General features: G+C 56.1%; 22 protein-coding genes and 2 pseudogenes. 13 read left to right on the top strand and 11 right to left on the bottom strand.

The features are described from left to right. Positions 1-17 precede the first annotated feature (17 nt). The 5 genes from yidC to rpmH all read right to left on the bottom strand — a co-directional run bounded on the left by yidC (position 18) and on the right by rpmH (position 3,426). On the bottom strand, positions 18-1,835 hold the full coding sequence (gene yidC, locus RBB77_RS02890) for a membrane protein insertase YidC (RefSeq protein WP_353064680.1): 1,818 nt from the start codon (positions 1,833-1,835) through the stop codon (positions 18-20). A gap of 63 nt (positions 1,836-1,898) precedes the next feature. Beyond that, on the bottom strand, positions 1,899-2,186 hold the full coding sequence (yidD, locus tag RBB77_RS02885; protein ID WP_353064679.1) for a membrane protein insertion efficiency factor YidD: 288 nt from the start codon (positions 2,184-2,186) through the stop codon (positions 1,899-1,901). A gap of 4 nt (positions 2,187-2,190) precedes the next feature. Continuing rightward, positions 2,191-2,643 carry a ribonuclease P protein component gene (gene rnpA, locus RBB77_RS02880; protein WP_353064678.1) on the bottom strand — a complete coding sequence of 151 codons (453 nt, stop codon included), beginning with the start codon at positions 2,641-2,643 and terminating at the stop codon, positions 2,191-2,193. A 126-nt stretch (positions 2,644-2,769) separates the two neighbouring features. Beyond that, positions 2,770-2,919 carry a hypothetical protein gene (locus tag RBB77_RS02875; RefSeq protein ID WP_353064677.1) on the bottom strand — a complete coding sequence of 50 codons (150 nt, stop codon included), beginning with the start codon at positions 2,917-2,919 and terminating at the stop codon, positions 2,770-2,772. Between the two features lie 351 nt (positions 2,920-3,270). Then, the gene (gene rpmH / locus RBB77_RS02870) at positions 3,271-3,426 is read right to left on the bottom strand and encodes a 50S ribosomal protein L34 (protein WP_123490004.1); all 156 of its coding nucleotides are present in this window, start codon (positions 3,424-3,426) and stop codon (positions 3,271-3,273) included. A 700-nt stretch (positions 3,427-4,126) separates the two neighbouring features. Between rpmH and dnaA the strand changes: the two genes are divergently transcribed. Then, complete coding sequence (gene dnaA / locus RBB77_RS02865) at positions 4,127-5,554, top strand: chromosomal replication initiator protein DnaA (RefSeq protein WP_353064676.1); 1,428 nt, start codon at positions 4,127-4,129, stop codon at positions 5,552-5,554. Positions 5,555-5,769: 215 nt separating this feature from the next. On the opposite strand, the gene RBB77_RS02860 is transcribed toward dnaA, so the two are convergent. After that, on the bottom strand, positions 5,770-6,360 hold the full coding sequence (locus RBB77_RS02860; RefSeq protein ID WP_353064675.1) for a nuclear transport factor 2 family protein: 591 nt from the start codon (positions 6,358-6,360) through the stop codon (positions 5,770-5,772). Positions 6,361-6,382: 22 nt separating this feature from the next. Then, on the bottom strand, positions 6,383-7,345 hold the full coding sequence (locus RBB77_RS02855) for a LysR family transcriptional regulator (RefSeq protein ID WP_353064674.1): 963 nt from the start codon (positions 7,343-7,345) through the stop codon (positions 6,383-6,385). Between the two features lie 326 nt (positions 7,346-7,671). Between RBB77_RS02855 and RBB77_RS02850 the strand changes: the two genes are divergently transcribed. Both RBB77_RS02850 and RBB77_RS02845 read left to right on the top strand, forming a co-directional pair. After that, a complete protein-coding gene (locus RBB77_RS02850) occupies positions 7,672-8,412 on the top strand; it encodes a 3-oxoacyl-ACP reductase family protein (RefSeq protein WP_353064673.1) in 741 nt (246 codons plus the stop codon). Between the two features lie 72 nt (positions 8,413-8,484). After that, positions 8,485-9,252, top strand: a complete 768-nt coding sequence (locus RBB77_RS02845) for an SDR family NAD(P)-dependent oxidoreductase (protein ID WP_353064672.1) — start codon at positions 8,485-8,487, stop codon at positions 9,250-9,252. A 67-nt stretch (positions 9,253-9,319) separates the two neighbouring features. On the opposite strand, the gene RBB77_RS02840 is transcribed toward RBB77_RS02845, so the two are convergent. Together RBB77_RS02840 and RBB77_RS02835 are read right to left on the bottom strand one after the other, a co-directional pair. After that, positions 9,320-9,892 (bottom strand): YbhB/YbcL family Raf kinase inhibitor-like protein, encoded by a 573-nt coding sequence (locus RBB77_RS02840; RefSeq protein WP_353064671.1) that lies wholly within the window; start codon positions 9,890-9,892, stop codon positions 9,320-9,322. Positions 9,893-9,994: 102 nt separating this feature from the next. Beyond that, positions 9,995-10,648 (bottom strand): NAD(P)-dependent oxidoreductase, encoded by a 654-nt coding sequence (locus RBB77_RS02835; RefSeq protein ID WP_353064670.1) that lies wholly within the window; start codon positions 10,646-10,648, stop codon positions 9,995-9,997. 579 nt (positions 10,649-11,227) lie between these two features. Between RBB77_RS02835 and dnaN the strand changes: the two genes are divergently transcribed. The 4 genes from dnaN (at position 11,228) to RBB77_RS02815 (ending at position 19,552) form a co-directional block, all read left to right on the top strand. Further along, positions 11,228-12,409 carry a DNA polymerase III subunit beta gene (gene dnaN, locus RBB77_RS02830; protein WP_353067565.1) on the top strand — a complete coding sequence of 394 codons (1,182 nt, stop codon included), beginning with the start codon at positions 11,228-11,230 and terminating at the stop codon, positions 12,407-12,409. A 336-nt stretch (positions 12,410-12,745) separates the two neighbouring features. Then, positions 12,746-14,323, top strand: a complete 1,578-nt coding sequence (locus RBB77_RS02825; RefSeq protein ID WP_353064669.1) for a tannase/feruloyl esterase family alpha/beta hydrolase — start codon at positions 12,746-12,748, stop codon at positions 14,321-14,323. Positions 14,324-14,918: 595 nt separating this feature from the next. Then, entirely contained in the window at positions 14,919-18,350 is a 3,432-nt protein-coding gene (locus RBB77_RS02820; RefSeq protein WP_353064668.1) for a TonB-dependent receptor, read from the top strand. Positions 18,351-18,580: 230 nt separating this feature from the next. Continuing rightward, complete coding sequence (locus tag RBB77_RS02815) at positions 18,581-19,552, top strand: MBL fold metallo-hydrolase (protein ID WP_353064667.1); 972 nt, start codon at positions 18,581-18,583, stop codon at positions 19,550-19,552. Positions 19,553-19,659: 107 nt separating this feature from the next. Here RBB77_RS02815 and RBB77_RS02810 read toward each other — a convergent pair. After that, positions 19,660-19,818 (bottom strand): annotated as a pseudogene (locus RBB77_RS02810) (SDR family oxidoreductase); the annotation flags it as partial. Here RBB77_RS02810 and RBB77_RS02805 point away from each other — a divergent pair. The 3 genes from RBB77_RS02805 to RBB77_RS02795 all read left to right on the top strand — a co-directional run bounded on the left by RBB77_RS02805 (position 19,811) and on the right by RBB77_RS02795 (position 21,092). Continuing rightward, positions 19,811-20,236, top strand: coding sequence for a hypothetical protein (locus tag RBB77_RS02805; protein WP_353064665.1), 426 nt, complete (start codon positions 19,811-19,813; stop codon positions 20,234-20,236). The pseudogene RBB77_RS02810 and the gene RBB77_RS02805 overlap by 8 nt on opposite strands. Then, positions 20,233-20,367 (top strand): SBBP repeat-containing protein, encoded by a 135-nt coding sequence (locus RBB77_RS02800; protein WP_353067564.1) that lies wholly within the window; start codon positions 20,233-20,235, stop codon positions 20,365-20,367. Before RBB77_RS02805 ends, RBB77_RS02800 begins: the two co-directional genes overlap by 4 nt. A 458-nt stretch (positions 20,368-20,825) precedes the next feature. Then, positions 20,826-21,092 carry an Ig-like domain repeat protein gene (locus tag RBB77_RS02795; protein WP_353064664.1) on the top strand — a complete coding sequence of 89 codons (267 nt, stop codon included), beginning with the start codon at positions 20,826-20,828 and terminating at the stop codon, positions 21,090-21,092. A 94-nt stretch (positions 21,093-21,186) separates the two neighbouring features. On the opposite strand, the gene RBB77_RS02790 is transcribed toward RBB77_RS02795, so the two are convergent. Continuing rightward, a complete protein-coding gene (locus RBB77_RS02790; RefSeq protein WP_353064663.1) occupies positions 21,187-21,354 on the bottom strand; it encodes a hypothetical protein in 168 nt (55 codons plus the stop codon). Between RBB77_RS02790 and RBB77_RS02785 the strand changes: the two are divergent. The 3 genes and pseudogenes from RBB77_RS02785 to RBB77_RS02775 all read left to right on the top strand — a co-directional run. Beyond that, positions 21,277-21,450 (top strand): annotated as a pseudogene (locus RBB77_RS02785) (hypothetical protein); the annotation flags it as partial. The gene RBB77_RS02790 and the pseudogene RBB77_RS02785 sit on opposite strands and share 78 nt — an antisense overlap. A gap of 414 nt (positions 21,451-21,864) precedes the next feature. After that, on the top strand, positions 21,865-22,059 hold the full coding sequence (locus RBB77_RS02780) for a hypothetical protein (protein WP_353064662.1): 195 nt from the start codon (positions 21,865-21,867) through the stop codon (positions 22,057-22,059). A gap of 146 nt (positions 22,060-22,205) precedes the next feature. After that, entirely contained in the window at positions 22,206-23,696 is a 1,491-nt protein-coding gene (locus tag RBB77_RS02775) for an AlkA N-terminal domain-containing protein (protein ID WP_353064661.1), read from the top strand. Positions 23,697-23,904 lie beyond the last annotated feature (208 nt).

Below are 23,904 nucleotides of genomic sequence, written 5' to 3'. Positions count from 1 at the left end.
GTGTGTGTGATAGGGCGCTACCGTTTTCCCGAAATGGTAGTCGGAGTTCCTGACTTACGGCGGGCGCGTTTCGCGGCTATCTCGCGCATCTCGCGGCCAAGGCTGGTGCGATTCATCACCGACTGCTGCGCGATACTGATGAGATTTCCGATCGTCCAGTAGAGAGCAAGGCCCGAGGCGTAGTTCCAGGTCATGTATCCGGTCACAGCCGGCATCATGAACGCCATCATCTTCTGTTGCTGCGGATCAACTCCAGGCGAAGGCGTATAAAACTGCACCAGGAACTGGCTGATCACCATGACGATGGGAAGGATGTGGTAAGGATCCGCCGCTGCGAGGTCGGGCAGCCAGAACCAATGCGCCTGACGAAGCTCCACGACGGACCGCAGCATCGTGTAGAAAGCGAACAGAAGAGGCAGCGTGATTAAGGTGGGAATACAGCCGCCAAACATGTTGACGCCGTTATCCTTCTGCAGCTTCATGATCTCGACGTTCATCTCGCTACGCTTTGGGTCGGTCGCCTTGTATTTCTTGTAGCGCTCCTTGATCGCGTCCATCTGCGGCTGAATGCGCTGCATCTTGAGCCCACTTTGCATCGTCTTGATGCGGAATGGGAGGATGAGGCAGTTGATGAGCACCGTAAGTATGATGATCGCCCAACCCCATGAGCCAGGCCAGCTTGCAACAAGGTGGCTGTGAATGAACTGAAGCGCGAGGAAGAGATACTTGCCGATGATGCCGAAGAAGCCGAAGTCCAGCAGCGGTTCGAGCGACATGGTATTGCCCGTGGCGTGGATGCCGCGTAGTACGGTCACAGCCTTAGGGCCGACATAGACGCGAGTCTGCGTGCGGCCGCTCGTGTCACCGAGTGCAGCGCCGAGGATTGGCACTTCAATGGCGCCCTTGGACGGTGCACCCGAGCCAAGTCCGGTGCGCCGAATCGTCTTCGCCACGTCGAGCTGGTTGTGCAGCATCACCAGAGATGCAGTGTCGGGCGAATCAGGTAAAAAGATCGCAGCAAAATAAGTGTCGCTGGTTCCAGCCCAATCGAACGGCCCGTTGAGTGTATCGCCGCCGGCCACTTTCTTCGGAGCAAGGTGTTCTTCCTTGCCGTTGCGCGCAACATCGAGCTGCGCCCCGGCATACGCAGACGCGTTGTCCTGATCCCCAAAACCGCCGGGCCAGTTAATCAGCGCGCGAACCGGTGCGCCGTTCTTTGTCACCTCAACGTCAGCATGCACCACATAGGTCTCGTCGAACGAGAAGGTCTTGCGAACCGTCGTCGCGCCATCGGAGTAGTTAAAGGTAAGGCTTGCAGGAGCCGCAAGCGACCCCGAAGCCGACGGCACATACAGCGCACTACTAAGAGCCGAAGTTAGCGCCGAATCGTAGGTATACAGCGACAGCGGAAATCCAAACTGCTGCGCGGCCTCGGTGTGAACAAGGTTGAGCGGCTTGCCGTCCGAGTCCTTATACTTCTTCAAAACCCAGCTCGAAACCTGACCACCGCGATTTGTAAACGTGATGCGGTAGAGCTCATTCTCGACCGTAGTGGTCGCTTCAGCCGGAGCATGCACCGTCGGAATCGCAGACGTCAAAGCATTGGGCGCCGCCGTGTTAGTACCTGGAACGGCAGGGGCCTCGGGTTGCGTCGGAGTCTGCGCCCCGCCAGCGACCGGAGCGCTATGGCCAGCGTTAGGCGAAACCGTCTGCGGATTATTCTTAGCGCGGAAGTACTGCAGGCCAAAGAAGACGCTAACGAGGACGAACATCATGACGAGGAGCGATTTGTTGTCGCCGCCGCCCTGTTGATTGGGGTTTTTGAACTCTGCCAAAAGAGACTTCCTATTCTTTGCTAAACGTGAGGCCGCCTCCGCAGACTTCGGAGACGCTATCTCCTATGATAAATGGTCTGTAGAAATAGGTGCGGCAACGCTATCCGAGGCCCCAAGGGGGACAGGATCCACGCCGCCCTTCGCAAAGGGATGGCATCTGCCGATCCGTCGAAGCGCCAGCCACGACCCCTTCACCACGCCAAACCGCACCAGCGCAACATAGGCATATTCTGAGCACGTCGGGAGATACACGCATTGGCTGGGACTGAAGGCGTGCAGCACCGGCGACAAAATCCCCTTATAAAAGCCATAGACCAGGCGGACGGCGAGATTCGGTTGAGGGTCGTTCATCGGTTTAATGCAACGCAGCTGACTTGGGGCGAGCCGCACGATCTCCGGGCTGCTTTTCGGCCGTCTTCTGAATAGCGCGGAAGACTGCTCCAACCTCGCGCTCCAGAACCGTGAAATCCAGATCGATCACGCTGCGGCGCGGGTGCAGAATCACATCGACCGGCAAACTGAGCACATCAAGATTCTTGCGCACGGCCTCTCTCATTCGTCGCTTGATGCGATTGCGATCGACAGCCTTTCCCATCACCTTTCCCACCGTGAGGCCTACGCGAGGGTTTGAAGCGTCTACATGGCGCAACGGGCTTCCATCAGCACCAAGCTCTGGCCGCAAGCTAAAGAAATAACTCATCTGTTTCGCAAACTGTTTGCGGCTGGCTTTGTATACACGCTGATAGTCGGCATGTTTGCGCAGGCGAAAGATAGGTTTTGCAGTCGCAGTCATCGGGTCGCGGAGCAATGCTCACTTCTTCAATGATACAAGCTGGTCTATACCAACTTTCGGGTCAACGCAGAGAAGCCCGCCTGGCCCGGCGGGCTTCTCGCAAATCATCTCGACGAATCGTGGTTCGTTCAGATTGCTAAATTATTTCTTGTTGCTGGAGGAAGAGGTGTCTCCGCTCTTCACATTCGTCTCTTGTCCGGGCTTCTTGGTCGTCGTAGTGCCCTGGTTGCTTCCTTGAGAAGGATTGTTGCCCTGATTGCCCTGGTTTGGCTGATTCATATTCTGCGCCATAAAGATTGTCTCCTTTGTCGGCCGTCGACAAACATCACACCAGCCGACAGGAAATAGGAAGCCTGTTGGAGATGGATGGTTGCCCAGACGAGAAGGTCTTATGTGCGGATAGACGCGGCTTTAGCCGGTAATGATCGCAGCGAGACGCGAACCCGTCTCGATTGTGAGAGATGATAGTCGCGGACTGTTGTCGAAAAGACACAGACCACCGAAGGCGAGCGATAGCTCTCCTCGATGGTCCGTCTGAACCACTGAAAATCTTTTGAAATTGTCTCTCGCTGAGAGTTCTAAGAAGCCATGATGTGCGATGGCAGAAGAAGATAAAGAACTTCGAAGGCCTCTTCGAAAGAACTAGTCGCGGAAACCAGCGCTGACGGCGATCTTGTGCCGGCCCTTGGCGCGACGGCGGCTGAGAACGGCAGCGCCTGCCTTGGTCTTCATGCGAGAAAGAAAGCCGTGGGTCTTGGCGCGATGGCGGCGATTGGGTTGAAAGGTACGCTTCGGCATGACAAAAAACTCCTGCGCAGGGTAGAACACCTGCTCAAACATTTAGGCTGTTGCAACAATCTCTGAGTATACCCGATTGGACGCGATTTTCACAGCCCATCTTGATGCGTCGTTTGTGTCACGGAAGACTCAAAATTTCTCCCCCCGGACAGTGCAAGACGAAATAAGATTGGAACCTCGAACGCAAGTGAACGATCGATGGGAGCAACGCGACCGCATGAGGCTTACAGTAGAACCATACAAACATCCCGGCTAAAAGTGATGTTGAAACAGGGTCGCGCAAGCGCATCGATCCACAATTCTTCTATTATAGAAAGCTGCACTGGCCCCGAAAAGAACCGCCAGTTGCGCCGCATTTTTTCGTTTATTCAGTTCTTCACCTCTTATGGTGCAACCTTTATTTTTTGATTCGGAGCACCGAAAAACGGCATCTTTTCCGTGCTACTATCGAACCCGATTCGCAAGACGTTTTTCTGCACGCCCAGCCGTTCCGCACTCTGATTCATGTTGAACTACTCCTCTCCGCAACCAGTCGCCACGGGTTACTCGGCGGAGAGAATTCTGGCAACACTAGGCCGACTTCACCTGTCCATACGGGGCAGGAATGGACTTCTGTTTGCTGCTTATCGTGTCAAACTGCACGACTGAACGAAGTGCCACGTCTGGTTTGGAACAGGAAACAAGACAAGGAAACTAAAGAATGTCATTCGTTCCGACGGCTACCGCCGTACTGAATTATTGGGTTCGTATTCTGGCTGCTCTTGAAAAGAAGATCAACCGCCAGTCTTATGAGACATGGCTCAAGCCGACTCGGTTTTCACATCTTGAGGGCAAGAAGCTCTTCGTGCGCATTCCCTCCACGGACTTTCAGCACATCGGCGACCGCTACGCCGACCTCATTCAGGAAGCCATCGACAACCTTGGACTCGACGTCGAGACGGTTGCCTTCACCACGCCAGAGCAGGACCCCCGCGCACCGAAAGTCCGCGAAGACGGCGGCTTTGCTCCTGTGCCAAGCCACAGCCAGAACGCACCCAAGCAGCGCCTGGGCGCATCGACAAGTTCAGTCTCAGCGCCAACGCCCGAGCAGGCTCGATTCGACTGGAGCGCAGCCTCGCAGCTCAACCCGCGTTATCAATTCGACGCCTTCGTCATCGGCAGCGGCAACCAATTTGCAACCGCAGCGGCCCAGGCCGTAGCAGAACGGCCTTCGAAGGCCTACAACCCGTTGTTCCTTTATGGCGGCGTGGGTATGGGTAAGACTCATCTGATGCATGCCATTGGGCACGACGTGAAGCGTCGGCAGCCGCACGCGTCCATCAGCTATGTGAGTGGCGAAAAGTTCACCAACGAGATGATCAACTCCGTCCGGTACGACAAGATGACCGGGTTTCGCGACAAGTTCCGCAACGTCGATGTGTTGCTGATCGATGATATTCAGTTTCTCGCTGGCAAGGAGCGGACGCAGGAGGAGTTCTTCCATACGTTCAACACGCTGCACGAGAGCATGAAGCAGATCGTGATCGCGAGTGACCGTCCGCCGAAAGAGCTTGCCGATTTTGAGGATCGTCTGCGGTCGCGTTTTGAGTGGGGTTTGATTGCGGACATTCAGCCACCGGATCTTGAGACCAAAGTTGCGATTCTGCAGAAGAAAGCCGAGAGCGAACAGACGCAGTTGCCCACGGATGTTGCGATGTTTATTGCTTCAAACGTGCGGACGAACGTGCGTGAGCTTGAAGGCGCGTTGGTGCGGCTGATCGCGTGGTGCAGCATGCATGGCGTGGAGATTACGCTTGCTGTCACGCAGCAGTGCCTGAAGCAGTTCATCGATACGCAAGTGCGCAAGATCACGATTGAGACGATTCAGCGTACTGTGGCTGAACAGTTTGGTATGCGTGTGGCGGAGTTGAAGCAGAAGAATAATTCGCGTCAGATTGTGGTGCCACGGCAGATTGCGATGTACCTGGCCAAGCAGTTGACTGAGGCTTCCCTGCCTGAGATTGGGCGGCAGTTTGGAGGCAAGCATCACACGACCGTGATGCATTCGATTGCGAAGATCGACGAGCAACGACGGGCCGACAAGGATCTGAACCGCACCATCAACAAGCTGATGGAGACACTCAGCTAACGCTGATGTCCTGCCGGACGGGCCTCCTGCGCGGAGCGCGGCCACTTCGTGGCGTGTATACCGGTCTTGGCAAAACCAGCTGCATCTAGCCTCCCGTTGGTCGGCAACTATCTTCCTCCGACCAACGGGAGGACCAAGCGAAGCAATCACAAGTCACGAAGTGACCGCTTCCCGCGCAGGGAGCCCGTCCGGCAGGACAGTCCCTAAGAAAAAATCTACTTCGGAAGATACTTAGCAGGGATGGGGTTGGTGGGGGATTCGGTGTCCCAGAAGATGTTGACGATCCAGTAGCGGTCGCCGTCCTTGAGAAGCTGGAAGCTGTTGATGCCGCGCGCAAAGGGCGTGGGGTCGGCCGGGTTGTGACGGGACTCGTAGGTGCTCCAGATTTGGACGATATCGCCGAACTGCTCGATCTCGTTGTGGATTGAGCGCTCGAAGAAGCCGTTTGCAGCCATGCGAGCCTGGCTGCGGGCGATATAGCCATCAATGGTGAGAACGACCACGTCAGCGTGACCTGTAGTTGGAGAGCTGGTTACCGGGATGAGCCGCGCGTCGGGAACAAAGAGGGAGCGCATGCGGTCCCAGTCTCGCTGCTGTTCCTTGGGGCCGGAGATGACGGTGTAGACGGCGTTGAGGATTGCCTCGGGGGATTTGACGTCGTCTGGTTTGGCCTGGGGCCAGTCGCTTTTCGTTGCGATTGAGCCGATCAGGGGAGGAGGCGCCTGGGCTGGGGTCTGCGCCGACGCGGCGAGGGTGGTGAGTGTGACGAGCAGGAAGGTGGAGGCGATTCGATTCGCTGGCTTCACAAAGACTCCTTGAGAGATAGAGCTACTTTACTGCGATGCGAGAGGTTCTGCTCGGTGAAGGAGCAGATGTTGTGGATTCGCTGGATCGCGGGTTGAACTGGGAACAAAGAGCGAACGTCTTCTCAAGATGCTCGATGAAGACGCGTACTTTGGTCGAGATACGGCGGCTAGCCGGCCTGACGGCCAGGATTGGGACCGTTCGCTCAAAGGGCGTGAGAAGTCGGATGACAGTACCTTCTCTGAGCTCTGCAGCGAAGAGCCACGCGGGTGCCTGGGCGATCCCAAGGTGCTCAAGGACACCCATCCTCATCTGTTCGATATCGCTGGTTCGAAAGACGCCGTTCGGGATAACGCGCTTCGCGTTTTGTCCAGAGCCAAAGCTCCAAGGCTTCACCGTGCCGCGTTCGGTGAAGACGATCCCTCGATGGTTGCCGAGATCTTCTGGCGACTCCGGGGCGCCGTAGCGTGTGAGGTATTGAGGAGTGGCAACGAGAATGATGATCGTCTGAGCAAATCTTCGTGCGACCAGAGTAGAGTCTGGCAGATCGCCTGAGTGGATAGCGAGATCGAACCCGTCTTCGACGATGGTTGTGGGACTCTCGGACGCGGCCATCTCGACTGCCATGTCGGGGTAGGCGGCGAAAAACGCTGGGAGTTTCGACACCATGTGGAGACGGGCAAAGGTGGGAGGGACGGTAATTCGGATAAGACCCTTCGGCGCGGTCTGGCCTCGACCGATTCGTGAGGTTGCGCTTTCAAAGTCGTCGAGAATGCGCAAAGAAGACTCGAAGAAGTCACGACCGGCCTCAGTTAATGAGATGGAACGAGAGGTGCGGTGAATCAGCTCGGTGCCGAGCTCGTCTTCGAGGGCGGAGATCTGTTTGCTAACGGCAGGCTGACCGATGCCACGTTCTTTCGCGACAGCAGAGAAGCTCCCTTTTTCAATCACCCGGACGAACACCTGCATTGCGTCAAATTTGTCCACACGAACCTCCCTATTCCGTTATGGAATGGATTGTATTTTTCCGGAATAGGATTCACGAGGCTTTTATCAGATGATCCGTCTGTCTATTGGTGGTGAAGAGGAAAGGAAATTTATCTTCGGTCAGAGCCGATCGTTGACCTTCGCGACGATCTTAGAGCTACCTTCTCGTTTCAAACCGATTCATTCCTATGTGGAATGGCTCATATTCCCCGAATTATCACATCGACTTGCCGCGATCACACATCAGATAGCTGCTTTGAAAACAGAGAGCAGGTCGCTGAATCAGCAGACCGGTGATGCGTTTATAGAAATACAAAGGAGATTTCATGTCGAAGTTAAACAACAAAGTAGCACTGGTCACGGGCGGCTCACGCGGTATTGGGGCTGGAATCGCTAAGCGTCTGGCGGCCGATGGAGCGAATATAGCTATCACCTACACGAAAGGTGCGGAAGCGGCTCAGGCAGTCGTCAAAGAGATTGAAAGCACCGGCCGAAAGGCGATCGCGATACAGGCGGACGCAGCCGATGCCGCCGCCGTGAAGGCTGCGGTTGAAAAGACTGTCGCAACCCTGGGCCGACTTGATGTGCTTGTGAACAACGCCGGAACGGCCATTCCGAAGACATTCGAGGAGACCACGCTTGAGGAGATGGACCGCGTGATCGCTATCAATGTTCGCGGAGTGTTCGTTGCAACGCAGGCGGCGCTGAAGCACATGAAGGAGGGGGGCCGCATTATTACGATTGGCTCTTGCGTGGGCGAGCGAATGATGACACCTGGACTTGTTTCTTATTCTGCGACAAAAGGCGCTGTGAAGATGTTCACCCAGGGGCTGTCCAGAGAGGTTGGGGGTCGGGGCATCACGGTCAACAACGTTCAGCCGGGCCCGATCGACACCGATCTGAACCCCGCGGCGGGCGATTGGGCTGAGCCACAGGTGGCTGCTACAGCGCTGAAGCGCTACGGACATGTGGACGAGGTATCCGCGCTGGTTTCGTTTGTCGCCAGTCCTGAAGCGTCTTATATCACCGGAGCGAATCTGACCGTTGATGGCGGTACAAATGCCTAATTGGCAGGGCGGCGCGTCGATTACGGACGGCGCCGCCCTCAAATTTTTAACCACACCGATTAAAGGGAAGTCATGACAACACTGAAAGGTAAGACTGCGCTCGTCACGGGTGCATCAAGAGGAATCGGTCGTGCGACGGCTATTGCGCTTGCGAGGGCCGGAGCACATATCCTGGTTCACTACGGCCGATCCGTTCAGGAAGCAGAGTCACTCGTTACTGAGATCCGCGCAAACGGTGGACGTGCAGATGCACTCTCCGCGGATCTGGCAACACCGCAAGGGGCTGCAATGCTGGCTGAGCAGGTACGCTCAATCGTCGGCGATCGTTTGGATGTGGCAGTGCTGAATGCCGGAATCAGCAAGGCGGTACGTATCGCTGATTACACGATCGAGGATTTTGATAATCTCTTCGCCACCAACGTTCGTGGTCCGTTCTTTCTGGTGCAGCAGCTCCTCCCAATGCTTGGTGAGGGCTCGAACATCACGGTGATCTCTTCCGCTGTGGCCCGTACCGTTGTGGGCAAACCCGGCGTAGATAACCCCTCCGTTCTTGCTTACGCTTCTACGAAAGGAGCGATCGAGACTTTGGTAAAGAACTGGGCCGCCATTCTGGGACCGCGGGGCATACGTGTGAACGCAGTTGCACCGGGCGTGATCGACACGGATATGTCGAATTTTACGAAGACTGAGGCTGGTCGCGAGGTCACGCTAGGGATGCAAGCGCTGAAACGAATCGGCAAGCCCGAGGACGTTGCCGACGTGGTTGCTTTTATGGCGTCCGATGGCGCACGTTGGATCACGGGAGCCAGTATTCCGGTAGACGGCGGTTCGAAGCTCTAGCGTGGGCTGCGGATCAGGCCAGTCCGGTCTCCCGGCGTAGGCAACGTTTCGCTGGGAAGAATCTCGGTCAGCGGTGGTAGCTGGCGACCAGTTCGGACCTCGCGAGAAGGTGCCCAATCATAGCCTGCAACGCTTGTTTCGCCGTTGCATCGGGTGGCAGACTGAGTTTCGAGTCCAGTGCGTAGAGCACGAAAGCGTAATGATGGATAGCTTTCATGGGAGGGCAGGGTCCGCCGTAGCCGAAGTTGTCGAAGTTATTTTTTCCCTGGTCAGTTCCGTCCGGCAGTCGCTCCTGCTTTGGAGTTCCCTCTGGCAGTTCACGTTTGTCTGAAGGAATGTTGTAGACGACCCAGTGGACAAAATGCACCAAGGAGTCACGGTCGGTCGCGATCAGGGCGAAGCTTTGAGTGCCTTCAGGAGGTGAGGTCCAGGACAGTGCAGGGGAGATCTCCGCACCGTCGCAGGTGAAATTGCTTGGGATCGTATCGCCGTCGAGACTCGAGCTAGCGAGATGCAGGGACGCGTTGGCTATTCGGGGTTGAGGCTCCTTAGGGGAACGCGTCATCGCTAGAAAAACGCCTGTCGCCAAGGCTACGACCACGAGAGCTCCGGTTAGAAAAAATGCTCGTGATCGTCTCACAGATCATTCCTCCTCGTTGCGCCCTTGCTCTGGCGCAGTGTGTTCCGAACCTCTGGGCCAGTCGACTTGCTGCAAGGAATGGATAGACTACCGCATTCTGGGCTACCAGGTGATGTACACGCCTTTGCGGATCCACTGGGGACTGTCTATCTGCTGCATCATGAAGTCGGCTACGTCTTCGCGTGAGATACGGCTGCCGTTGGGCGGGAGGGCGTCGCCGTCGATGCGGTAGTGGCCGTGAGCGGGCGTGTTGGTGAGCATGGGAGGCATCACCATGGTCCAGTCGAGGCCACTGCGGGAGAGATTGTTCCACTGCGAGATCTGCGAGGCTACGGGCCACTTGAGGAAGGTGTTGTAGACGATGTTCTGAACGATCCAGCGGCGCCAGGCGGGCTGCTTGTCGAGCGAGGTGGGGAGAGCACCGGCAGAGCCAAGGACGATGATGCGGCGAACGGGTTTGGGGTGGGTGCTCGTCTGTTGCATCGCTGCGATGATCTGGGGCACGGCGCGCTCAAGCACGTCTTCCTTTTTGAGGGAGTTTGCACCGAGAGCAGAGAGAACCACGTCGGCTCCTTCGATGGTTTGGCGGACCGCTGCGGGATCGAAAGCGCTGCCCCGGATAGAGTGGATGTGATCGCGTTGGGGAAAGGTTTCTGGCGCGCGAAGGAGGGCTGTGACATCGAACCCAGCGGCGACACAGCGCTGGGTGAGGAGTTTTCCTGTGGCACCACTGGCTCCGAAGAGGGCGACTTTCATTGCTGGCTCCTTTCGGTTCGGGACTGATTATCCTCTGCTGTGAGACGCAGATGTGAAAAAAGTGGTTGGGATAACCTCCTCGTTTTGTTTTATTTGGTGAATATTCCCACGCTGGGTGCCAAGTCTTCTCACAAGCCGAAATGGGGTGCTGTGAAGAAGTGGAATAAGAAGGCGGTTGGGGCGATGATTGGGGCCGGTCTTCCTGATTGTGCGGTTCGGCGCGACCAGTTTTCTAAAACGGGGATGCAGCTTAAGTATCTATTTATGAGATCGATGGGAAGGATATCCACTTTTCAAGCGAGAACGGCTACTGCTACTAGTATTTTTCTCTTTTTCTCTTCTTTTCTTAGAAGCAGTCGCGTCGTCAGTAGGGAGATTTCAGCCAGCGCGAGCATCGCACACAACGACCTTGGTTTCCACAAAGAAATCTGTCGCGTTAAGGGAGGGTTCGCCCCTAGAATCAAGCAGAACGCTGAAGGCCGAGATGCATCCTGTGTTCGATTCAGTGTAAAGTTTTGCCAGCACTAACCTACCGAGATGGAGAGACCGACCGTGACCAGTGCGACCCAGGAGCCCGAGATGACTTTGCCGACCGAGACGAGCGCAACGCCAGCCCCAACCGGCAACCTCGAGATCACGGTCTCCCGCGCCGAGCTGCTGCGCGAGCTGACTGCTGCCCAGAGTGTGGTCGAACGGAAGACGACGATTCCGATTTTGTCGAACTTTCTGTTTGAGGCGACACAGGGCGCGGGCGGCGACCGGTTGACGATTACTGCGACGGACCTTGATCAAAGCCTGCGGACCAGCTGCGCGGCCAAAGTGAAGAAGGCCGGTGCGTGCACGATTCCCGCACGCAAGTTGTATGACTACATCAAGCTTCTGCCCGAGGGCGAGATCTCGATCAAGCTGATGGATAACCACTGGGTGCAGATTCGCGCGGGGCGGTCGAACACGAAGATGGTGGGGATGGCGCGGGCGAACTTTCCCCAAGTGCCGGAGTTTCCGGCCAGTGGCGCGGTGAAGATTTCGGTACCTTCTCTGAAGAACATGGTTTCGAAGACGATCTTTGCGATTTCAAATGAGGAGTCACGCTATACGCTGAATGGCGCCTTACTGGTACTGAAGGCAGAGAGCATGGCGATGGTTGCGACTGATGGACACCGACTGGCGCATATCGAAAAGCTTGGAGAGACGCTGGAGGGTGTGTCGGGGGAGAAAAAGACGCTGATTCCGCGTAAGGCGCTGAGTGAGCTTTCTTCGCTGCTGGGTGCGACGGAGGCCGAGACACTCGAGTTTGGCGATGACGAACAGACGCTGTTCTTCAGGGTCGGCGGACGGGTGCTGACCAGCCGCAAGCTGACCGGGCAGTTCCCCAACTATGAAGCAGTGCTGCCGCGGGATAACAACAAATTCGTCATTGTCCGTTGCGAAGATTTGATGGGATCCATTCAGCGTGTGGCGCAGTTTGCCGACGAGCGGAGCGGCGCTATCAAGATTCGGCTGGAGCAGAATGAATTGAAGCTTTCGTCTTCAAGTACGGATGCGGGAGAGTCGGAAGATACGATCGAGACGCCTTACAACTACGATCCGCTGGTTGTTGGATTCAACAGCCAGTATCTTATCGATTTTCTGAAGGCGATCGGCAACACGGGCGAGGTGCGGCTGGAGTTTAAGGATGCTCAGAGCGCTGGGCAGATGCGACCCGAAGATGCGAATGAGGATGTGAAGTATCGGTACATCCTGATGCCGATGAGGATCTGAACGTAAAGGTCGATCTCCTCGGAAAAATAAAGCATAAAGTGGCCATTTGGCCACTTTGTGCTTTATTTTGACAATCCTTACGGGATGCCCTGAGAGCACAAGAACCTTTACGTTCTTCGCGACCGTCGCGCGAAGGCTCCATTCTTCTGGTCTGACGAAAAGCACTATGACTAGCGGCTAACGACTGCGAGGCAGGGATTGGTCCTCACAAATCGGCTTATCGGAAGTGACCGATGATGACCGCCTGCAGGTTCAGAATCGGGCCTCAGGCAGACGAAATGGTTCCTCTCATCTCCATCCGACATCAGGATTCTGCTCGGTGTAAAGTGATCACTTATGTCACGCACTGTCCTGCTCATCACTTCTGCCGCAGTACTTCTAGCGCTCGGCTCCCCTGCGGCCTTCGCGGCGTCCGATTGCACATCGCTTAAGAGCATGACGTTCCCAGATGCCACAATAACGGCTGCTGAAGGGGTGACTGCAGGCTCGATGGAATTACAAGGCTTGGAACCACTGACCAATCTGCCGGCGTTCTGCCGGGTCCGCGTCACACTGCATCCCACTGCGGACTCAACGATTCGATTCGAAGCGTGGCTACCACAGAAGTCGTGGAATGGACGTCTGCTAGATGTTGGCAACGGTGGCTTCGCTGGCTCAATCGGCTATGGGCAGATGGCAAGCAATCTGCGGCGGGGTTACGCAACAGCGGGGTCGGACGCTGGACACCAGGCCGACGCGGAAGATGCAAGCTGGGCGTACCAGCATCCTGAAAAGATTGCCGACTTTGGTTATCGAGCCGTGCACCTTACCGCGCTGCTGTCGAAGGCGGTGGTAAAGGCGTATTACGCCAAGGCACAGGAGAAGTCGTACTTCGATGCGTGCTCCGATGGGGGCCGCGAGGCGTTGATGGAGGCGCAGCGCTTCCCAGACGACTTCGACGGGATTTTGGCGGGCGCTCCGGCGAACAACTGGGCGCACATGCTGGTAAACGGACTGGCGGTGACTCAGGCCACCTCGCGAGATCCTAGCGCTTACATATCGGCGCTAAAGCTGCCTGCGATCACTCAGGCGGTGCTGAACGCCTGTGATGGATTGGACGGCTTGAAGGATGGGGTCATCAGCGACCCGGAGCGCTGCCGATTCGATCCTGCCGTTCTGCAATGCAGAAGAACGGAAGATAGCAGTTGTCTGACGACACCCCAAATACACGCGCTGCGCATGATCTACAGTGGCGCAAAGGACAGTAAGGGTGTGACAATCTTTCCCGGCTTGATGCCGGGAGACGAAAACCCGTCGTGGCATAACTGGGTTCTCGGCAATGCGCCTGCCGGTGCGAGTGGCACGAACTATCTGTCCGGATATTTTCGGTACATGGTTCTCAATGATCCAACCTGGAACCCCCTCACAGCCGACGTCGACACTTCCCTCCAGGCCGCCATCGATCGTAGCGGAAAAGATGTGGATGCGATCGATCCTGATCTATCGCGATTTGCGGCGCATGGCGGAAAGCTGATCATGTACCACGGCTGGAATGATCCGGCCATCTCACCCTTGAACTCCATCCAATACTTGGCTGACTTAAAGAGGGCTATGGGTTCCGCAAAGGCCGATGATGTCGTTCGCCTATACATGGTGCCAGGAATGGAGCACTGCGTCGGTGGCCCCGGCCCTAATATCTTTGGGCAGCTCGGATTGGCTGGTGCAGAGGGTAAAGGCACCGGCGCGATGGATCTGTTGCAGATATGGGTCGAGCGAGGCAAAGCTCCCGGACCGATCTTGGCGGTAAAAGCAACCGGCACACATGAAGCGCCGGTGCGCATCGTTCGTCCGGTATGCCCATACCCCCAGGAGACCAAGTATGACGGGAAAGGCGACCCTAAAATACCTGAGAGCTTTGCCTGCAAGACTCCCTGACCGAGCGGACAAAATAATGCAATGACGAGCTAAGCGAGTTCTCAAAAGAGCCGGCTCTTCGAGGATAAGGTGTTCCTGACGAGAAGCGCGTTTCTCGGTACTTATCTAGTTAGAGATGCTTACACCGAGATCGATGAGTGCATTGGCCTGATAGCAATAGTTGGGGAGCTCCTCCGCTGACTCTGGCGTGCGTCCGCTCAGGCGTACCTTAAAACATCTGGCTGGCCTCCCGTCGGATCACTACATGAATAACAAATCCCTGGTATCGCCTCACTGCGAACGGCCGCAAGGAACTAAACGCGGCCACTGGACGCTGGCGCAGGATGACGCGCGCCATCGGCCTCATTTTGGGCGAATCGCAGCGATCGTTTTTTTAGGTTTCGTGATACTTCCAAAATAATGTTGCAATGTTTGCAGAGGACGATTAGGTTTATCGCCTTATCTTTCTTTAGGTGCGCCACACTTCTATTAGCCGTTCGGTTTTTTGGAACATTGAAGCACCGCAGCCTACCGCCACGAAGCTGGCTTCTTTTTCGTTCAATATAAAAACCCTTCAAGATGACCAGCGAATCCTTTGCTTTCCTTTGGAGGTCATATGAAACGACTAGGAACGCGTCTCCTGCAGGCTGTTCTCTACAGCCTCGCCGTCATCTTCCTCACTATCACATCCCTGCCTTCGCTCAATGCCCAGATCTACCGCGGTGGCATTGGAGGCACCGTCGCTGACTCCACCGGCGCGGCTGTCGTCGGTGCAGCTGTGTCTGCAGTAGACACAGCTACGAGTCTTACCTACAACACCGTGTCCTCAAGCTCAGGCGAATTCAACTTTTCGAATCTGCCGTTGGGCAGCTACACCGTTACCATCAGTTCTTCCGGTTTCGCGACCGCGAAGTACGACAAGGTGCAGGTCGTTGCCGGCCCAAGTTACACGCTCTCAGCGAAGCTGACTCTCTCTTCAACTGGCCAGACGGTGGAGGTGACAGCTGCCGCGTTGGCGCTCGATACTGAGACGGATATTCAGGCTACAGTTCTTCCGGAAACGGTCGTGCAGAATCTGCCCAATAGCGGGCGCGACTTTACGCAAATGCTCGCTCAAACCACAGGATTTGCTGGATTGTCCACTGGCGGCGGTGCACTCTATGCCAGTGTGAACGGAACCCGGTCCAACGCGGTAAATTGGCAGATCGAAGGCACGGACAACAACGATCTTTGGTGGAACATCCCCGCAGTCAACCAGGGCGGAGTCTCTGCGATAGCGGGCGTGATCTTCCCCATCGATGCTATTGAAAACTTCTCCTTTGTCACCACGGGCGCGACCGAGCTTGGGCGTAATCCGGGCGGAACAGCAAACCTTACCATCAAATCCGGCACCAACCAGCTTCATGGCACGGCCTACTACTTCAACCATAACGAGTTCTTTGAGCGGCAGAATCCCTTCTTAACCAGCAAGGCTGCATCGCGGAATCAAAACTACGGCTTCTCAGTTGGCGGCCCGATTCTCAAGGACCGGTTCTTCTTCTTCCTGTCCGGTGAACATCAGAACTTTTTGATCGGCGCTGAAAATCACGCCACCGAACCATCGGCTGCATATCAGAGCGCTGCATATGCGCTCCTCGATTATTACGGCGTACCCCACAACAGCGTGTCGGTGAATTTGCTGAATGGAAACGGCACTCTTCGGGGCCTCTGGCCAGCCGCTGCACTCACCGGACCTGCCAATCCGGAGAACTACCAATCCTCAGGCAATCTCACCGGGCATAGTTTCAACGGAGTTATCAAGTTGGATTACAAGCTCTCCGAGAAAGACCATCTCTCCGCTAGGTGGTACGTGGGTCAAGGCACTCAGACCGCGCCAACCTCGTCCGACCTGACACCGTACTTCGAGAACGCACCCATCCATGTACAAAACTACTCTTTGATCTACAACCGCATTATTACCTCTTCGATGGCCAATCAGGTCGCTGTGGGAGTCAGCTATTTCAATCAGGTGTTTGGCGATGCCGATACAGGGTTCGATCCCATCGGCCTCGGCTTCAACACAGGCGTCACCGATCCGGCTCTGCCGGGCTCCCCTCACTTGGTCATCGGTCCCACCAGCAGCAGTAATGGCCTCTCCGCTGGGAACACCGGATTCGATCCGACCGGTGTCACTGCGCCTTCGGGAAGGAATGACATCACCGGTCACCTTGACGACGATTTAACCTGGACCAAAGGGGCGCATCAGCTCCATTTCGGCGGTGAGATCCGCCAAGCTCAGGTTGACGACTTCTATCAGACCGGACAGCGCGGAACGATCTATTTCGACGGCTCTCAGGGCCCCTGGAACTATGCGACAAATTTTATCGGTGTAGCGGCGCAAACACCGTGCTCTGCTTTAGCGACCAAGAATATGGGAGTAGCTCCTGGAGCTGATCTGAACACGACATCCAATGTCCTTTTCCTTGCAGACTTCCTGGCGGGATGCTTGAATCCAACGTCTTCGAGCATCGTTCAGGGCAATCCGAAGCGACAGGTTTTCGTGAACACGTTTGCCCTCTACGCTCAGGATGCCTGGCAAATCACAAAACGCTTCAACTTCAACTACGGCTTGCGCTACGACTATGAAGGTCCTGTGCACTCTGACTACCCCAACCTCTCGATCTTCGACCCATCGAGCGCAACCGGCCTTTCAGTCGCAGGGCAGGGAGTGGCAAACGTCTATCCCAAATTCTGGAGCGGTGTAAGCCCGCGATTTGGTTTTGCCTATCAACTGGATAACACCGGCAGTACGGTCCTTCACGGTGGCTACGGCTTTTACTACGACTCCGTCTATATGAAATCGATCTTGCAGAATAACGGCGCGCAGAACATCGCCGTCTTCGGGCCAGGCCAGAATCCAGCCGGCAGTGATCAGGTCGTGAACGCACAGGGTCTCAATCAGGTGATTCAGCCAGGAGTTGATATCTATCCTGCCTTCAATCCCTCAAGCATCGTTGCCGATGCTGGCCCGGGTAGCATCAGCATCTCCACCTTTGACAAGAACTTCAAGCCCGCCAATGTGCAGATATTTGACCTGAATATTCAGCACAGCCTCACAAACTCAGTCATTGCTCAGATAGGGTACGTTGGCTCAAAGGGAACTCATCTAATGGGCTTGTTCGACATCAACGCGGCCGCTCTGGGAAGTGCCTACAACCCTTGCCCACCGCCAGATGTCCTTCCCGGAGGTTCTTGCAGCGTCAATCCCCAGCAACTCACCCGCCCCTACAATGTTCAGTTTCCAGCATTCGGCGTGATCGACTCAGCCCGAAGCAACCTCGGCTCCATATATCACTCACTTCAATCAAGCCTGCGCCTCCAGGGATGGCACGGTCTAACCGCGCAGTTGGCCTACACCTGGTCGCATTCGCTCGACTATGAGACCGGCGCCCTGCCTTATGTCCCGCAAGACCCGACCAATGAAAAAGGAGAGTACGGAAACTCCGACTTCGACGTTCGCAACACCTTCACTGGGTACTTCAACTACGCAATTCCAACCTTCCGTGGGCCAGAGCGGCTCACTCATGGCTGGGAGCTGAACTCCGGATTCTCCTTCCACGGCGGCACACCTTACACCGTCACTGCTAGTTCGAATGTCAGCGGAAACGGGGAGTTTGCGGACCGGGCGGTGCAGGTGGTTGCTAATCCCACAGCCGGAGTCTCACACGCCATCGTCGACGGCTCGGTTCAATGGTTCAATCCCAATGCCTTTGTTGACCCCGCGCCCGGAACCTACTCCCCTACACGCCGCGGACAGAATTACAATCCCGGCTATAAGGCATTCGACCTCTCTGTCATCAAGACGACAGCGATCACCGAAAGAGTAAGAGCTCAGTTCAAGGCAAATATCTACAATCTGTTCAACACCACGAATCTGGCTCCGGTAGGTTTCCCATCGACTGGTGAGGTCGGTGCAATCGGCTCCACGCTTGGACCCTATCTCGGCAACCCCACCATCGGGCCGGGCGAGCCTCTCAATGTTGAATTCGCCTTGAAGATCCTCTTCTAGCTCGAACGACAGAAAAGTCCCATCCCCCATCGCTGGGGCGGGCCTTTCGTCGTTCCAGTCTCAAGTTACCGGGCACTTCCCCTCGCGAATCTCTTTGCTGTCGATTACATTCCCAGGCCATAGTCATGCTCTCGATAATCTTGCCCCCCAACCGCTCCTAGTTTGCGGAGCCGCCACCTACATGCCATGTTAGTTTCTGGAGTACGCGAACTCAGGAGGAAACTAGAGCGATGTCGGGGTTTCGGGGTGTGGGAATTCACGTTCTGGCGATCGCCGCCATCGGCTCCGGCATGCTGCAGCAGGCCGTGCTTGCCGGAGCGCAGGGAACTGCGGAGAAGCCGGCGTGGTGCAAGCAGTTGCCGCGCCCGGAGAACGCGAAGCTGAAACGCGTGCCTATCGCGGACACTTGGTTCGAGGTCTACAAGGTTGCGCCGAATGTGTTTGCCATCTACGAGCCACACCAGTCCGAAGAGACGATCGGATACTTGATCGCGGGGAATACGCGGGCGCTGCTCTTCGATACAGGTATGGGTATTGGCGACCTGAAGGCTCTGACGTTGAAGCTAAATAAGCTTCCGATCGTCGTCTTGAACAGCCACACACATGATGATCACGTGGGGAACAACTGGCAGTTCGATACCGTCTACGGTATGGACACTGAGTTCACGCGGCGTAACGCGAAGGGTTCGAAGGAAGATGCGGAGGCGGAGATCGCGCCCGGCGAGATCTGCGGTTCGTTGCCCGCCGGGTTCGATCGCGCGGCGTACCGGACGCGGCCGTGGAGGGTTTCGAAATGGATGCATGACGGTAACCGCATCGACCTGGGCGGCAGAACCATCGAGGTGATAGCCACGCCGGGTCACACGCCGGATTCCATCTCCCTGTTCGATCGCGCTAACGGGCTACTGTTCACGGGTGACACGTACTATCCCGGAACGGTATGGCTATACCGTCCGGAGACGGATCTCGCGGCCTATGGCAACTCGGCGCGTAGGCTCGCTGCATTGCAGCCGGAGGTAAAGCTGGTTCTCGGAGCACACAACGTGCCTATTGCCCCGCCGAGCGTACTGGAGGATCTTGCGGACGCGTTCGAGAAAGTGCAAGCCGGACAGGTGCAACCAAAACCAGCGGGTGTGGGCAAGGTGATCTATCAGGTGGGTAACATTTCGTTTCTGATGCGGCCGCCTGCCGGTGTTCGATAGCGGAATGCGTGTGTCGACCTGAGGCTATAGACGGAGCGTCGCTGAACAAAGAACAAATCATTGATGCCAGTGACCTGCCCGTGAACGCAGGAGGCCTTCACCTGTTCTTACGACGACCAATTGTTTTTGAAATCAGTGTGGAGAGTTAGTCCTCCATCAACATATAGCGTCTGCCCTGTGATGTAGGCTGCGTCATCGCTGGCCAAAAAAGCGAATACGCCGGCGATCTCCTCTGCCGACGCGGAACGGCCCAGAGGGATGTGGCTCTCCACTCTCTTCCGAATCACCGGATCATCCATTCGGGAAGTAAACATCGCTGGTATCGCAATAACTGTGGCGGGTACAGGAGAGCAAGGTTTTTCAGGAGATGACGGACCAGCCACTGGCGCCTTGCTCGACTCACCTGCGGGTGTGGCTGTTGATGGCGCCGGAAACTTCTATATTGCCGACACACGCAATCATCGCATCCGCAAGGTGAGTGGCGGCACAATCACGACCATCGCGGGAACTGGTGTTGCCGGTTTTTCTGGTGATAACGGACCGGCCGTTTCAGCTGCACTCGATAGTCCCACAGCACTGGCACTAGACTCGAACGGCAATCTCTACATAGCAGATACCGACAACCATCGGATTCGTAAAATCACCGGCTCCACCACCTCTACCGTTGCAAGGAGCGGCGAATAATTTTTTCCGGTGACGGTGCAGCAGCTACCGCCGCAGGACTCGATTCTCCGAACGGTGTAGCCGTCGATGCCGCAGGCAACATCTACATCGGCGACACGCGCAATCAACGCATACGCGTTGTTAGTTCGTGAGGGAGTATCTCGACGTTAGCCGGTAATGGTGCCAAAGCTTACGCAGGAGATGGAGGAGTTGCCGCTAGCGCGTCACTCGCTCGCCCACGAGGCTTGAGCGTCGACGCATAAGGGAACATCTACTTCGCGGACAGTGATAACAACACCATCCGCTTGATCGCAAACACCGGCACCACAACAACCGTCGCCGGAGACGGCTCGCAAGGGTTTGCAGGCGATGGAGGCGCGGCCACAAGCGCGACACTCGAAACGCCGCGTGCCCCTATGGCCCAGGCCACAGGAGTCTTTGCGTTGTCGGATAGGACAACAACCTGATTCGTGAAGTAGGCTCAAACGGAGTCATCAACACAATCACCGGGACAGGATCAGGGGCCGGCAGCGGCCAGGGAGTTGTCGGAGAAACCCTTACCCTCAGGGGCTCGACCTCCACTGCTTATGGCAGCAGCATCACGTTCACCGTGATCTTCAGCAATGCGGGCAAAATCGCGACGGGCCAGGTCAGTTTGGTAGATACCGCGAACAATTCAACGACCGTTGCATCCGCAGTCCTTTCCAATAACGTCGCTTCAATCAGCGTCTCAACGTTGTCTGCCGGAACCCACAATCTGGTGGTGTCCGTCGGTGGAGATAGCCAGAATGCGGCAATCACAAGCCTTCCCGATGCGCTTACAATCCCGACCATTACCGGAACGCTGAGTGGCATCCCTCCCTCAAGACGCAAATAACGTAACGGCTGTCTTCGCCACAACCGCGACTGCGACCCTCTCCAGTCAACCGATACCCAATTTTGGTAACGCTCGTCGGTTCGGCGGCAACTGACTACACCGTTGCGCTGGCCGACGGTTCAGGCGACGTCACAATCGGAAAAGCTCCCACCACTGTCGTGCTTACCTCACCGAACCTATCGCCATTCTCTGGTGTACCCTTCACGCTTACGGACCTGGCGGCTTCATCCACCGGCACGCCGACCGGAACCGTCAGCTTCATGACGGCACAACTCTGCTTAACAGGGCTCCGATCACAAATGGTTCGGCCACATATATACCCTCTGGCTTGACAGGAGGCGCTCACAGTATCGTCGCCGTCTATAGTGGCGATGCCAATTTCACAGCCAGTACCTCCAGCGCGGTTGTCGAGACAGTTGGCTCGTCGCCGGACTTCACTCTGACATCAACCGGAGCGGTGACGCAGTCCGTAATACGCGGAAAAGCCGCAACTTATATTTTCGCTTTGCAACCACAAAGGGGAATCTTCGCTTCTCCCGTCACGCTGACGGCTTCTGGTCTGCCTGCCGGCGCGACGGCTCTCTTTACGCCAGCCAAAATCGCTTCTGGAGGCAGCTCGGCGACTGTAAGCTTGGCAATTCAAACTGCTGCGCTGAATTCCACAAGCACGTCGATGTCTCCCCCTGTACGAGCGCCATTCCTCCCAATCGGTGCGGCTCTGTTCTTGTTGCCAGTCCTACGAAACAGGCGTGTCCGGGCGACGTTTGGCAGGATGCCACGTACGCTGTTCAGCATTCTCTTTCCGCTGATCGCAGGCGCAGCTACACTAGGTCTGACGGGCTGCGGAAGTGGCGACCATGATCCGAACTCATCGCAGACTTACACGATCACGGTGACGGCATCCGTCTCGGCCGCTGGCAGTTCAAGCTTGCAACACACGGCCACTGTCACTCTAGTCTTTCAATAGCATCGCAAAGAACGACTCGCAGCATTACCTTTTACGAAGTCTTTGAAGTCCATAATCCTCATAGGGTGAGGGCGTCTGCGGATCGTAATATTGACCATGTCCGAAAATCGCGAGTTTCAGGCTGAATAAAGTGGGAAACTCTTTCTATGGAGTTACCAGACAAAGCCACATGCCATCGTGCGCTACAAAGCCGTGACCCTCGTTTCGACGGTTTGATATATGTCGGAGTGAAGACGACGGGCATTTACTGTCGTCCTATTTGTCCGGCCAGGACCGCAAAATATGAGAACTGTACCTTCTATTCCTCCGCCGCCGCTGCGCAGGAAGCTGGTTACCGACCATGTCTGCGTTGCCGTCCCGAGACCGCACCTGAGTTCGCCTCCTGGCGTGGAACCTCCAACACGGTTTCGCGGGCTCTCGCGCTGATTGGCGAAGGCGCCCTGGATGGTGAGGGCAAGAGCGTTGATGCTCTCGCCGCACGGCTGGGACTTGGAGAACGTCAGCTGCGGAGGCTATTCCTTCAGCACCTCGGAGCTTCGCCGATTGCCGTGGCCCAGACCAGACGTGTCCTATTTGCGAAACACCTCATCCACGAAACAAAAATGCCCATGACCGAAATTGCACTGGCGGCGGGATTTAGCAGCCTGCGCCGGTTCAATGAAGTGTTTCACGCGCTCTTCCGTCGGCCACCGAGCGCGTTGCGGCGCAAGTCGTCCGTAAGTCGCCCAAATGTCGAAGCGGGTATTACGCTCACAGTACGATATCGGCCGCCATATGATTGGGAGTCCATGCTCGCCTTCCTGAGGGCACGCGCTATCTCAGGCGTGGAGGTCGTAGAGAGCGACTGTTATCGCAGAACTGCTGAGATAGATGGTTCAATCGGAACCGTCCGTGTCTCCCATCTATCAAAGAAGAATAGTCTCTGTGTCACGATCCATTTTCCAAATGTTCAGGCGCTCCCCGCAATTCTGACGCGTGTGCGTCGCGTGTTCGACACGGGCGCCGACATAGAAACAATCGATGCACACCTTTCGAACGACTCTCATCTCGCTCCCTTTGTTGCACGGCGGCCAGGCTTGCGAGCGCCTGGAGGATGGGATGGTTTTGAACTTGCAATTCGCGCAATTCTTGGGCAGCAGGTCACCGTCGGTGCAGCAAAACGGCTCGCGGGACAACTGGTAGCTCTTCATGGCAAACCTGTGCCAAGATCGCTTGAAAATCACCCCGGGTTAACCCGTGCGTTTCCGACGGCGAAACGTCTCGCTTCGGTGGAATCGATGGGGCTTGGAATGCCCGCAGCCCGGATAAAAGCGTTGAGGGCGATGGCTGAGGCGGCCGTGCGCGACCCCAATCTTTTTAGTCCGCTTGGGACGATCGAAGAAGCGATTGCTCGTCTGCGCGATATTCCCGGCATTGGCGAATGGACGGCCCAGTATATTGCTTTGCGTGCGATTCGCGAGACAGACGCTTTCCCCGCTTCAGACGTCGGCTTACTTCGCGGCATCGCAAAAGTCGATGGCGTACCGGCGACGCCGGCCAGACTCCTCGGACGAGCGGAGACATGGCGACCCTGGCGAGCCTATGCGGCGCAACATCTGTGGTCTGCCGATTCGGTCGATCCTCTGAATGTTGCGTGAGCAACCGGCGGAAATTCAAGATCGATGAAAGGCCTTTCACGAAAAGACTATCAAGCAGGTTCAGCCTAAACTGCGCTGCTTAAAGAGAAGTTCGGCGTCATCTAGGTGGGTGCATTTAAATATCAAAATGGGAGAGAGGACCTCGTTGGAAGGGCAAGTTCGTAGTCTGAGTTAAGTTTGAAACAAAACCCCTATCGCAATCTGCCGA

Source organism: Tunturibacter psychrotolerans (genome assembly GCF_040359615.1).
In the GTDB taxonomy this organism is placed as follows: Bacteria; Acidobacteriota; Terriglobia; order Terriglobales; family Acidobacteriaceae; genus Edaphobacter; species Edaphobacter psychrotolerans.
Note: the sequence above shows the minus strand (reverse complement) of the source record. Positions and strands in the feature narration are given on the sequence as shown.